Source organism: Marinobacterium profundum, assembly GCF_001528745.1.
Taxonomy (GTDB): Bacteria; Pseudomonadota; Gammaproteobacteria; order Pseudomonadales; family Balneatricaceae; genus Marinobacterium_A; species Marinobacterium_A profundum.
Map to the genome: position 1 here is coordinate 1 of NZ_BCNS01000170.1, position 11,296 is coordinate 11,296.

The 11,296-nt window shown below is 56.9% G+C and carries 12 protein-coding genes; 6 read left to right on the forward strand and 6 right to left on the reverse strand.

Translation table 11 applies throughout. From position 1 onward, the window contains the following. Positions 1 to 371, forward strand: a 371-nt coding sequence (locus tag MPRO_RS20475) for a helix-turn-helix domain-containing protein (RefSeq protein ID WP_158651897.1), incomplete at its 5' end; no start/stop codon positions are given. Positions 372 to 673: 302 nt separating this feature from the next. Here the strand turns inward: MPRO_RS20475 and pcaF are convergent. From pcaF to MPRO_RS20490, 4 genes are all read right to left on the reverse strand, one after another. Further along, positions 674 to 1,882 (reverse strand): 3-oxoadipyl-CoA thiolase, encoded by a 1,209-nt coding sequence (gene pcaF / locus MPRO_RS20480; RefSeq protein ID WP_067297591.1) that lies wholly within the window; start codon positions 1,880 to 1,882, stop codon positions 674 to 676. A gap of 366 nt (positions 1,883 to 2,248) precedes the next feature. After that, positions 2,249 to 2,446 (reverse strand): CoA transferase, encoded by a 198-nt coding sequence (locus tag MPRO_RS26600; RefSeq protein WP_369406749.1) that lies wholly within the window; start codon positions 2,444 to 2,446, stop codon positions 2,249 to 2,251. Between the two features lie 27 nt (positions 2,447 to 2,473). Continuing rightward, positions 2,474 to 3,622 carry an acyl-CoA dehydrogenase family protein gene (locus tag MPRO_RS20485; RefSeq protein ID WP_067297594.1) on the reverse strand — a complete coding sequence of 383 codons (1,149 nt, stop codon included), beginning with the start codon at positions 3,620 to 3,622 and terminating at the stop codon, positions 2,474 to 2,476. A gap of 71 nt (positions 3,623 to 3,693) precedes the next feature. After that, the gene (locus MPRO_RS20490) at positions 3,694 to 4,545 is read right to left on the reverse strand and encodes an IclR family transcriptional regulator (RefSeq protein ID WP_067297597.1); all 852 of its coding nucleotides are present in this window, start codon (positions 4,543 to 4,545) and stop codon (positions 3,694 to 3,696) included. 136 nt (positions 4,546 to 4,681) lie between these two features. Here MPRO_RS20490 and MPRO_RS20495 point away from each other — a divergent pair, with 136 nt between their 5' ends. The 5 genes from MPRO_RS20495 (at position 4,682) to MPRO_RS20515 (ending at position 10,605) form a co-directional block, all read left to right on the forward strand. Continuing rightward, positions 4,682 to 5,452: an enoyl-CoA hydratase-related protein gene (locus MPRO_RS20495; RefSeq protein WP_067297601.1), complete on the forward strand. Its 771-nt coding sequence runs from the start codon at positions 4,682 to 4,684 to the stop codon at positions 5,450 to 5,452. A 3-nt stretch (positions 5,453 to 5,455) separates the two neighbouring features. Beyond that, the gene (locus MPRO_RS20500) at positions 5,456 to 6,985 is read left to right on the forward strand and encodes a 3-hydroxyacyl-CoA dehydrogenase (protein WP_067297624.1); all 1,530 of its coding nucleotides are present in this window, start codon (positions 5,456 to 5,458) and stop codon (positions 6,983 to 6,985) included. 2 nt (positions 6,986 to 6,987) lie between these two features. Continuing rightward, a complete protein-coding gene (locus tag MPRO_RS20505; RefSeq protein ID WP_067297627.1) occupies positions 6,988 to 7,737 on the forward strand; it encodes an electron transfer flavoprotein subunit beta/FixA family protein in 750 nt (249 codons plus the stop codon). Continuing rightward, positions 7,737 to 8,672: an electron transfer flavoprotein subunit alpha/FixB family protein gene (locus MPRO_RS20510; RefSeq protein WP_067297629.1), complete on the forward strand. Its 936-nt coding sequence runs from the start codon at positions 7,737 to 7,739 to the stop codon at positions 8,670 to 8,672. The genes MPRO_RS20505 and MPRO_RS20510 overlap by 1 nt, the downstream gene beginning before the upstream one ends. Positions 8,673 to 8,910: 238 nt before the next feature. Beyond that, entirely contained in the window at positions 8,911 to 10,605 is a 1,695-nt protein-coding gene (locus tag MPRO_RS20515) for an electron transfer flavoprotein-ubiquinone oxidoreductase (RefSeq protein ID WP_067297631.1), read from the forward strand. Between the two features lie 19 nt (positions 10,606 to 10,624). Here MPRO_RS20515 and MPRO_RS20520 read toward each other — a convergent pair whose 3' ends face one another. Beyond that, positions 10,625 to 10,924, reverse strand: coding sequence for a hypothetical protein (locus tag MPRO_RS20520; RefSeq protein ID WP_067297634.1), 300 nt, complete (start codon positions 10,922 to 10,924; stop codon positions 10,625 to 10,627). 86 nt (positions 10,925 to 11,010) lie between these two features. Next, the coding region (gene tnpB / locus MPRO_RS20525) for an IS66 family insertion sequence element accessory protein TnpB (protein WP_067297637.1) at positions 11,011 to 11,296 on the reverse strand (286 nt) is incomplete at its 5' end.

The window sequence follows — 11,296 nt, forward strand, 5'->3', positions numbered from 1 at the left end:
GGGGAGAAGATCAACAGCCTGTTAAGGGTTCGATGTCATCGGGGGGCCTGACGCTGTGCCAGAAATGGCTGCTGCGGGAATATATCGATGCGAACCTGCATACCAGCATACGTATTGATGACTTGGCTCAAGAGGTCGGGTTGGGCGTTTGGACCTTTTCACGTCGCTTTAGCGAGTCGTTCGATTGCTCCGCGCATGTGTTTGTGACGGAGCAGCGCGTCGAAAGGGCTCGTAAGTTGCTGTGCGAAGGCTCCATTGCAATCAAAGAGGTCGCATACCTTTGTGGTTTTTCCGATCAGGCGCATCTCAACCGAGTATTGCGTGTGAAACTCGGCTTCACGCCTGGTCAGATAAAGAATGCTACACGATAGGGATTGAATTTATTCTATTGGAGGGAACCTCGTTTAACCGATTATTTTCGCTGAATTTAGCAACATCGAATTTACCGAAATTAAATGGCTCACGATTGAAGACAGTTCACAGCAATATCCATTCTAAAGATATGGGCTGAACCAAGTGGACAAAAAGATAGGTACACGATCTTTTTTGTCCAGCGTTCTATATACACGAGCATAAAAACTTAGACGTGCATATTTTTGGGGCTCGCATTACATGCGGCCGCTGATGAAGTATCCTTGCGCCATCAGTTGGCCGCCAAGTTAATATTAATGCATCAGACGCGTTCCAGAAGCACTGCAATCCCTTGCCCAACACCGATACACATGGTGCACAGGGCATAGCGTTCACCGCTTCGCTGCAGCTGATAGCTGGCGGTGGTTATGAGGCGGGCGCCGCTCATTCCCAGTGGGTGCCCCAATGCAATAGCTCCGCCATTGGGGTTAACGCGTGGGTCATCATCGGGTATACCGAGGTCGCGCATACACGCCAGAGCCTGCGCTGCAAATGCCTCATTTAACTCAATCACGCCTATCTGCTCTAGAGACACGCCGGTGCGCTGCAGCAGTTTTCGAACAGCGGGTGCGGGGCCAAAGCCCATGATACGAGGCTCGACACCTGCAGTTGCCATGGCCACGATCCGTGTCCGGGGTGTCAGCTGATGGCGGCGGGCTGCTTCAGCTGAGGCAATGATAAGGGCACAGGCGCCGTCGTTGACCCCTGAGGCGTTCCCCGCTGTGACGGAGCCTTCAGCTCGAAACGGCGCTTTCAGCCGAGACAGAGTCTCCAGAGTAGTGTCAGCACGGGGGTGCTCGTCACGCTCCACTAAAATGGTGCCCCGCTTGCGCTGCGCCACTTCCACTGCAACCAGTTCGTCGTTGAAACGCCCCTCGGCCTGAGCTAGCGCGGTTTTCTGCTGGCTGCGCAGAGAAAACAAGTCTTGGTCCTCTCTGGATATTGCGAATTGTCGTGCGACGTTCTCCGCCGTCTCCGGCATGGAGTCGACGCCATACTGCTGCTCCATGAGTGGATTCACGAAGCGCCAGCCAATGGTGGTGTCATAGAGGCCATTAGGCCCTCGACTAAAGGCCTGCTCGGCCTTACCCATCACAAAGGGCGCTCGAGACATGGACTCCACACCTCCGGCTATCAGCAGATCTGCTTCGCCGGCCTTGATCGCCCGCGCCGCGATCCCAACGGCATCCATACCCGAACCGCACAGCCGGTTGACCGTCGTTCCCGCGATGCTGGTAGGCAGTCCTGCCAACAGGAGGGACATTCGGGCGACATTACGGTTATCTTCGCCGGCCTGGTTGGCGCAGCCGAATACAACTTCTTCAATGGCCGCGGGATCAAGCTGCGGGTTGCGCTCCAGCAACGCACGTAGTGGAATCGCACCGAGGTCATCGGCCCGCACAGACGCCAAGGCACCACCGTACCGGCCAATAGGTGTACGTACCGCGTCGCAGATAAATGCATCGTTCATGGTCAAGCTCCCGCAATAATTGATCAGTAGATTAAATTTGAGGCAGAACCTTTGAGTCTCACTTCGGGGCTGTGGTAGTCCGCTCGTTGTGAGTCTGATGTCTTGAAAATTTCGCCTTTATGGATGGTTACCCTGATATCTTGGGGAATGCGCACGCAAAGCCAGCCGCTTCCCGTGGGTGATGGCTGTAAAAATTGTCGTTGGTTTGAACTAAGAGGTTTTGTGCAGTGAGCCGAAAACTCTCGGCCTGGTGCTTTCAGGCTCTCGTCAGACAACTCTTTGCTTGTACAGTGCTGAGGTCTCCGTCGAATCTTTGCTAAACCTTCAATTTGGGCCAGGTCGACGGTAACCGACTGCTTACCGCGGTTAGTGGACAGATCGTGGGCCAACCCGGGTTGTATTGCCATCCTGATCCTTGAACCGAGGGCGGGTATATACCTCTGTTCCGGGTCGCTCGATCTTTATGACCTCAGCCCCCAAGCAGGCGAGGGTTTGAGTGCACCAAGGGCCCACCAGCACGCGAGACATATCCAGTACTCGAATACTTGTCAGTGGACCCGCCATAGTGTTACCTCTAAAAATGGTCGGATCTTAGGCTTCGCGGATCATGTCTTTGGCGATAACCAGTTGTTGAATTTGAGATGTACCTTCATAGAGGCGGAACAGTCGTACGTCGCGATAGAAGCGCTCCACGCAATATTCGCTGATATATCCCGAGCCGCCATGTATTTGCACTGCCCGGTCCGCCACCCGACCGACCATCTCGGTACAAAACAGTTTGCAGCTTGCCGCATCGCGTGAAACTTTTTGCCTTGCGTCATAGCGGCGGGCGGTTTCCTCCACCATGCATTTACCGGCGTAGAATTCCGTTTGACTGTCAGCGAGCATCGCCTGCAACAGCTGGAAATTACTGATTGCGGTACCGAACTGTCGTCGCTCGGTGGAGTAACGCACACTTTCGTCGATCAGTCGTTTAGCCGTGCCAACACTCAGAGCGCTGATATGCAGCCGACCACGATCCAATACCTTCATGGCCGTTTTGAAACCCTGGCCTTCAATACCGCCTATTAATGCTGTTTTGGGTACGCGTACGTTATCGAAAATAACATCACAGGTATGCGCGCCCTTTTGGCCCATTTTCTTGTCCGGCTTGCCGAGCTGGATACCGGGCAGGTTCGCATCTACAAGGAATGCAGAAACACCTTTACCCCCGTCTTCGCGGGTACCGGTGCGGGCCATCACGGTGAAAACGCCAGCGCGCGGGGCATTGGTGATAAATCGCTTGGTACCGTTAAGAACGTAGTCGTCACCGTCGCGCTGGGCGCTGGTGCGAACGGCGCCTGCGTCGGAGCCAACGTCTGGTTCTGTCAGGGCAAAGGAGCCGATCAGTTCGCCACTGGCCAACAAGGGCAAATACTTGGTTTTCTGCTCCGGTGTGCCATCCATGATGATTCCCTGGGAGCCGATACCAACGTTGGTACCGAACATGGAGCGGAACGCGGGTGACGTGTAGCCCATTTCCTGAATAACGGCTACCTCTTCGCTCATAGTTAGCCCAAGACCACCAAATTCCTCGGGAATCGATAATCCGAAAAGTCCCAGTTCCTTCATCTCATTGATGACGTCTTCCGGAATATGATCTTCTTCAGCAATCTGCATTTCCAGCGGCAGCAGGCGTTCTCGTACGTAACGGCGTACGGTATCCAGCAGCTGTGTCAGGGTTTCTTGATCTAATGCCATGAGCTCTTTCCTCACTTAATAAGTCAAAATAAAAAGGGCTTTGATGGCATTTTTTGCCATAAAACCACGGTCTAGACGTGCCCTTCAGCCGCGACTAACGTCTGTAGTGATTTGGCTACATGAACGAGCTGAGGGCCCAGTTCATTTTCCAAGCGGTCTTTGCTAACGGCGAACGACGGTGCACCGCAGCTGAGCGCCATTACTGTCCCCTGGGCATCGGCAATGACAGGTACAGCGACAGCACGCGCCTTGCTCATCCATTCGCCATCGACCAGGCAGAATCCGTCGTTCAGCACTTCTTTGTGTGCGTCCTCGACTCGCGTCGCTAGTTCCGGCCAGTCATTGCCGTGGACTTGAGCAAGGGCGTCCAAATGATGCTGTCGAATCACCTCATCGACTCCCGCGAGATAAGCACGACCAATCGCGGAGCGGGCCATATCAATACGCATGCCCGTGTCCATCCGCAGGGTGTTCACGCTACTGCCACTAAATGCATCGATATACACCATGCTGATGCCGTCAGTACTGGGGGCGGCCAGAGCAATGGTGCATTGGGTCAACCGTGCTAACTCAGACATCCTGTCATGGGCTTGCTGACGGATACGTAGCCCGCTTAGGACCGGGTAGGCTAGCGCGAGCAGTGCGACACTGAGCTGGTATTTACGCCCCTTTTCCTGCACCAGGTAGCCTAGCTGGCACAGCGTATAGGTCATGCGGCTCACCGTTGGCTTTGGCAGGCCGGTAATGGCGGCAATTTCCGAGTTCCCCAAAGGACCGCTGCAACTTTGAAAGGCGCGGACAACGTCCAACCCACGAGCCAGGGTAGTCACAAAATTACGGTCATCATCTCCTGGCTGATAGCGGGATTCGAATCGATCCCGCACCGGGTGCTGTATAAGTGGTGTGTTTTGTCGATCGCTCATAACGTTACCTTCGGGGAATATTCTTATTGCAGGTCGGTATCGACGTGCAAATATTGACAAAAATGAAACTTGATGGCAATTTATTTCTACACAACGGAATTATTTTATCACAAATACCGCACAGTGGAATTTACAAATGAGTGTTCTCCTTCAAGAAGATCATGGTAATGGCGTGCGACTGCTACGTTTGAACCGCCCTGACGCGCTGAATGCGTTGAATTTGCCCATGCGGCAGGCCCTCGCCGAGGCATTTGCCGCCCTTGCCACTGACACCTCCGTACGCTGTGTTGTCTTGACCGGCAGCGCCAAAGCATTTGCCGCGGGTGCCGATGTAAAACTGATGGCGCAAGCTTCCCCCATGGAGATGCAGCGACTCAATCTGCATCGTTATTGGCGAGCTATCGCTGAATTTCCGAAGCCAATAATTGCCGCTGTCAATGGTTTTGCTTTAGGTGGAGGCTGTGAGCTGGCAATGCATGCCGACGTGATTATTGCTGGGGAAGGCGCAAAGTTCGGCCAGCCAGAAGTGAAGCTGGGGATTATGCCTGGCGCTGGCGGTACGCAGCGATTGTTGCGCCTGGTCGGTAGTAAACGAGCTCTGCGGCTACTGCTGACCGGAGAAATGATCGGTGCCCAGGAGGCTTATTTGTGGGGGTTGGTGAGCCAGGTGGTTCCGGATGAAGAAGTGCTGCCGACGGCGCTTGGCATGGCCGAGCGGATTGCCAGATTTTCCACCAATGCGGTGGCCCATATTAAGGAAACCGTGTTGTTGGGACAGGATATGCCGCTCGATGCGGCCCTGACCCTGGAGCGACGTGCCTTTAATATGCTGTTTGATACCCATGATCAGCGCGAAGGGATGGCGGCATTTTTGGAAAATCGTAAACCTAGTTTTACCGGAGAGTAATTAATGAAATCTTTCGAGCATGATCCGCTGACTCTGGGAATTATCGGTGCGGGGGCAATGGGGCGCGGAATAGCTCAGGTGGCGGCCCAGGCAGGATTGACCGTCAAGCTGTTCGACCTGGATAGCAAGGTCGCCGGCGAAGCCGTGGTATTTGTTGACCAAATGCTGGATCGAGCACAGGTCAAGGGGCGCTTGAGCGCCGCTGAAGCGGCAAATGCTAAGCAGTGTCTGCAGACGGTCGAGACACTGCCGGAATTGGCAGATGCTGACTTGGTGCTGGAAGCCGTTGTGGAACGTATCGATGTGAAACAAAACCTGTTTCGTCAGTTGGAAGCGCTGGTGTCCCCTCACTGTGTTCTGGCGACCAACACCTCGTCATTGTCGGTAACAGAGATTGCTACCGCAGTGGAGCGCCCGGAGCGAGTGGCTGGTTATCACTTTTTTAATCCGGTGCCGTTGATGAAGCTGGCAGAAGTGATTGGGGGAATGCGTACGGCGGAACCTGTCCTGGATCAGCTGGTAGCACTCACTCGACGGATTGGCCATGAGCCTGTGCGGGTGATTGATTCACCGGGCTTTCTGGTTAATCACTGTGGGCGTGGTCTGGTAACTGAAGGAATGCGAGTGCTGCAAGAAGCTGTCGCAGAACCTGCGGTGCTCGATGCGATTATGCGTGAGTGTGCCGGTTTTCGTATGGGGCCCTGCGAATTGATGGACCTTACGGGCTTGGATATAACGTTTCCCGCTAGCGAACAGATTTACAGTGGCTATTTTCAAGAGCCGCGGTTGCGGCCAGCGCCGCTGATGCGCGTGCGGCTTAACGCAGGGCTGTTGGGACGTAAAACGGGGGAGGGCTTTTATCGCTATGTAAATGGCGAACAGCAGGTGCCGCAGCAGGCGTTGCCCCGAGCTGCTGAGGTGACGGCTCCACTGTGGGTTAGCCCACAGCACCCGGCATTATGTGAAAAACTCATCAGCTTGTTACAGATGGCTGGGGTAAGGCTTGATGAGGGGGAGCGTCCGGGCAAGGACAGTATTGTGTTGGTTACCCCCTTGGGGAGCGATGCCACTAGTGTAGCAGTCAGTGCAGGGGTCGATCCCGCTCGGACGCTTGCGGTGGACGCGCTCTTCACCACCGTTCGGCGAGTGACCGTGATGACCAACCCGGCGACCACGAAGGAGAGCCTGGCTCAGGTTGTTGCCGCATTCGAGCAGGCGGGCCGGGTGGTGTCGGTCATTCGTGACAGTACGGGATTTGTGGCCCAGCGCATCGTGGCCACAATCATTAATATCGCGTGCGAGATTGCCCAGCAACGGATTGCAGTTCCAGTTGATATTGATACTGCGGCGCGCTTGGCACTGGGCTATCCACAAGGGCCACTGGAGCTCGGTGATGCGCTGGGAGCGGATACCGTTTTGAATATTCTGGAAAACATTTATCAGGTTAATGGTGATGATCGGTACCGGCCTAGCGTATGGCTCAGGCGCCGTGCTCAATTGCAGTTGCCGCTTACTTTTACAGAGGCTTTTTGAAGATGAAGATTATGGTAACGGTCAAGCGTGTCCTCGACTACAACGTCAAGGTGCGCGTCAAGGCGGATCGCAGCGATGTGGATCTGGCCAACGTCAAGATGGCGCTGAACCCCTTCTGCGAGATCGCGGTGGAAGAGGCGGTGCGGCTCAGAGAGGCCGGTGTGGCGACCGAGGTAATCGTCGTCTCCATAGGCCCCAAAGCCGTGCAGGAACAGATCCGCACGGCCCTGGCGCTCGGTGCCGATCGCGGCATTCATATCGAAACCCAAAGCAGCCCGGAGTCTTTGTCCGTCGCCAAGCTGCTGGCCAAGGTCGTGGCCGATGAGCAGCCGGGCCTGGTCATTCTCGGCAAGCAGGCCATCGATTCCGACAATAACCAGACCGGCCAGATGCTGGCGGCGCTCACGGGCCTGTCTCAGGGCACCTTCGCCTCTGAAGTGAAGATCGAGGGCGATGAAGCTCTGGTGACCCGCGAGGTCGACGGCGGCCTGCAGACCCTGGGTCTGAAACTGCCCGCCATTGTCACCACCGACCTGCGCCTGAACGAGCCGCGCTATGCGTCTTTGCCCAACATCATGAAAGCCAAGAAGAAGCCACTGGAGGTGAAAACCCCGGCGGATCTGGGTGTGGAGCTGCGTGCCCATACCGAGTTGCTGAGTGTTGAGCCGCCGGCCGAGCGCAAGGGCGGTATCAAGGTAGGCTCGGTGGCCGAGCTGGTGGAAAAACTGAAAAATGAAGCGAAGGTGATCTGATGGCGACCCTGATTATTGCGGAACACGATAACAGTATCCTGAAACCGGCCACGCTCAACACCGTTGCCGCAGCTGTTGCCATCGGGGGCGATGTCGCTCTGCTGGTGGCGGGTGAAGGCTGCCAGGCCGTGGCCGATCAGGCTGCGCAGGTGGCCGGTGTCAGCAAGGTCTTGCTGGCCGATAATGCTGCCTATGGGCATCAGCTGGCCGAGAACGTCGCGCCGCTGGTGGCAGAGCTGGCCAAGACAGCGGGCTTTGACTATGTACTGGCGCCGGCTACCACCACCGGCAAGAACCTGCTGCCCCGCGTGGCGGCCCTGCTGGATGTGGGTCAGTTGTCCGATATCGTTGCGGTCGAGTCGGCCGATACCTTCAAGCGCCCGATCTATGCCGGCAACGCCATAGCGACGGTAAAGTCGCTGGATGCCATCAAGGTCATCACCGTGCGTGGCACGGCCTTTGATCCGGTCGCCGCCGAGGGTGGTTCTGCCAGCGTTGAAGCCGTGACCGCGGTACATGACGCGGCGCTATCGCGCTTTATTGGTGAAGAAGTGGCCAAGTCGGATCGCCCCGAGCTAACGTCTGCCCGGGTGATTATTTCCGGTGGTCGCGGCATGGGCAACGGCGAGAACTTCGCCCTGCTGGAAAAGGTGGCCGACAAGCTGGGCGCCGCCGTGGGCGCGTCCCGTGCGGCGGTGGATGCGGGCTTTGTGCCCAACGACATGCAGGTCGGCCAGACCGGCAAGATTGTGGCCCCCGAGCTCTATATCGCCGTGGGCATTTCCGGTGCCATCCAGCATCTGGCGGGCATGAAGGACTCCAAGGTGATAGTCGCGATCAACAAGGATGAAGAGGCGCCGATCTTTCAGGTGGCGGATTACGGATTAGTTGCCGACCTGTTCGAAGCCGTGCCGGAACTGGACTCGAGCTTGTAAAAGCTTCCAGGTGGCGCTTTCAAGTTGCGGCCTGGTTGCCGACTTGATTGATGCTGTGCCTGAGCTGGACGTGAGCCTGTAACATTCCAGTATCTGCTCAACGTTGTACCTTCAGGGGCAGGTCCTCACCCGCCTGCCTCTGTTTTTTGTAAGGCGCAGTAATTTACATATGTACATGCGCAATTAATCTGTCCCATTTCTGAATTCCACTACACACGCTAACAAGAGGTAAGTCCCCATGAGCGAAGCCGTAAACGCTGCTGAACGCGAATCGATGGAATTCGATGTGGTGATTGTCGGCGCGGGCCCTGCGGGTCTGTCCGCCGCCATTCGCCTGATGCAGCAGGCGCAGGACGCCGAACGCGAGCTGTCGGTCTGTGTGGTGGAAAAAGGCTCCGAAGTCGGCGCTCATATACTCTCGGGCGCGGTGATTGAACCCCGCGCCCTGGCTGAACTTTTCCCGGACTGGAAAGAGCGCGGTGCGCCTCTGACCACAGCAGTGACCGAAGATCAGATTTACCTGCTGGGCGATGCCACCTCGGCCCGGCGCATCCCCAATGCGCTGGTGCCCAAAACCATGCACAACCAGGGCAACTATGTTGCGAGTCTTGGTAACCTGTGTCGCTGGCTGGCCGAGCAGGCCGAAGCCCTGGGGGTGGAGGTCTTCCCGGGTTTTGCCGCCAGCGAAGTGCTCTATCACGCAGACGGCGAGCTCAAGGGCAGCGTTAAGGGTATCGCCACCGGCGACATGGGCATCGGTCACGATGGTCTGCCCAAGGACAGCTATATGCCCGGCATGGAGCTGCACGCCAAGGTGACGCTGTTTACCGAAGGCTGCAGAGGGCATCTGGGCAAGCAGCTGATCGAAAAATTCGCGCTGGACAAAGACGCCGATCCGCAGCACTACGGCCTTGGCATCAAGGAATTGTGGGACATAGACCCCGCCAAGCATCAGCCAGGACTGGTGCTGCACGGCTCCGGCTGGCCGCTGGTCGGCAAGGGACAGGAGGGCACCTCTGGTGGCTTCTTCCTCTACCACGCCGACAATAACCAGGTGGTGGTCGGGCTGATCGTCGACCTGAACTACAGCAACCCCTGGCTGAGCCCGTTCGATGAATTCCAGCGCATGAAGCATCACCCGCTGTTTGCCCAGTACCTTGAAGGCGGCAAGCGGGTGTCCTACGGCGCCCGCGCCATCACCAAGGGGGGCTTTAATTCCCTGCCCAAAATGACCATGCCGGGCGCCCTGCTGCTGGGCTGTGATGCCGGAACTCTGAATTTCTCCAAGATCAAGGGGACCCACACGGCGATGAAATCAGGCATCGTGGCCGCCGAAAGCGTGTTCGCCGCCCTGGATGAGCACGACAGCGCCGGCCAGGATATCACCGCCTTTACCGATGCCTTCAAGGCGTCCTGGTTGTACGACGAGCTGTATCGCAGCCGCAATTTTGGCCCGGCGCTGCACAAGTTCGGCACTTTGATGGGGGGCGCCTTTAACTTTGTGGATCAGAACCTGTGTGGCGGCAAGATTCCAGTGACGCTGCACGATACCCGTGCCGACTATGCCCAGCTGACGCCTGCGGCGCAGAATCAGAAAATCGATTACCCCAAGCCGGATGGCAAGCTGAGCTTTGACAAACTGTCGTCGGTGTTTCTGTCCAACGCCAACCACGAAGAAGATCAGCCCAGTCACCTGCAGCTCAAGGATGCCAGCATCCCCATTGGCACCAACCTGCCCGCCTGGGCGGAGCCTGCGCAGCGCTTCTGCCCGGCGGGGGTCTATGAAGTGGTGGAAGAGGCTAGCGGCCCGCGCTTTCAGATCAACGCCCAGAACTGCGTGCACTGCAAAACCTGCGACATCAAAGACCCGTCCCAGAATATTACCTGGGTGACGCCCGAAGGGGGTGGCGGTCCGACATACCCGAATATGTAAGTAAATGATTATTTGGCGGTCAGGTCTCGGGCCTCACGCTCGACGTCGTGCAGCTGCTGTATTGCTTGAAGCTCGCCTCGATTGCCGAGATGCTGGCATCGACTACTTCGTCCAGCAAACTGATCTGCAATACAGTGAGGTGTTCGCTGCGCAGGCCGTATTTATGACATTTGAGCAGCGCGAACTCATGGCTCAGCTGTTGGTTATGCAACTCGCTGCGCTGTATCACCTGCTGCTCAACGCGCGTCATCAGCTCAGTTGCCAACCGGCGTAGCTGTTCGGCAGAGAACTGGGTGAGGTCAGGGTCGTGGTCATGCATGGCAGTGTGTCAGAGCCCGCACGGGCTGGCGATACGCAGAACGGCCAATTGCGTCACATCAGACACTCTGTTCTAGCGTTGCCTTCCTACAGAACGCTGATGACACCGGCAGCACCCATGCGCTGCCACGGCAACCCCTGCACCAGTGCCTGGAGCTGCTCAGGATTCAGTTCCAGTCGCTCGCCGCGCCAGACCTCGGGCCACTTGAACTTGCCCTGATGCAAACGTCGCGCTGCCAGCCAGATACCCAGGCCATCGTGCACCAGCACCTTCATGCGGTTGGCGCGGCGATTGGCAAACAGATAAGCACAGTGCGGCTGCGCCGCACCGAACACCGCCACCACGCGCGCTAGGGCAGTATCGGGCCCGGCG

Excerpts from the sequence above, each read along its gene's own strand:
- MPRO_RS20520 (WP_067297634.1), bottom strand. The coding sequence starts at position 10,924 with ATGCATGACCACGACCCTGACCTCACCCAGTTCTCTGCCGAACAGCTA.
- MPRO_RS20485 (WP_067297594.1), bottom strand. The coding sequence starts at position 3,622 with ATGGCATTAGATCAAGAAACCCTGACACAGCTGCTGGATACCGTACGC.
- MPRO_RS20500 (WP_067297624.1), top strand. The coding sequence starts at position 5,456 with ATGAAATCTTTCGAGCATGATCCGCTGACTCTGGGAATTATCGGTGCG.
- MPRO_RS20490 (WP_067297597.1), bottom strand. The coding sequence starts at position 4,545 with ATGAGCGATCGACAAAACACACCACTTATACAGCACCCGGTGCGGGAT.
- MPRO_RS20515 (WP_067297631.1), top strand. The coding sequence starts at position 8,911 with ATGAGCGAAGCCGTAAACGCTGCTGAACGCGAATCGATGGAATTCGAT.
- MPRO_RS20505 (WP_067297627.1), top strand. The coding sequence starts at position 6,988 with ATGAAGATTATGGTAACGGTCAAGCGTGTCCTCGACTACAACGTCAAG.
- MPRO_RS26600 (WP_369406749.1), bottom strand. The coding sequence starts at position 2,446 with ATGGCGGGTCCACTGACAAGTATTCGAGTACTGGATATGTCTCGCGTG.
- MPRO_RS20495 (WP_067297601.1), top strand. The coding sequence starts at position 4,682 with ATGAGTGTTCTCCTTCAAGAAGATCATGGTAATGGCGTGCGACTGCTA.
- MPRO_RS20510 (WP_067297629.1), top strand. The coding sequence starts at position 7,737 with ATGGCGACCCTGATTATTGCGGAACACGATAACAGTATCCTGAAACCG.
- pcaF (WP_067297591.1), bottom strand. The coding sequence starts at position 1,882 with ATGAACGATGCATTTATCTGCGACGCGGTACGTACACCTATTGGCCGG.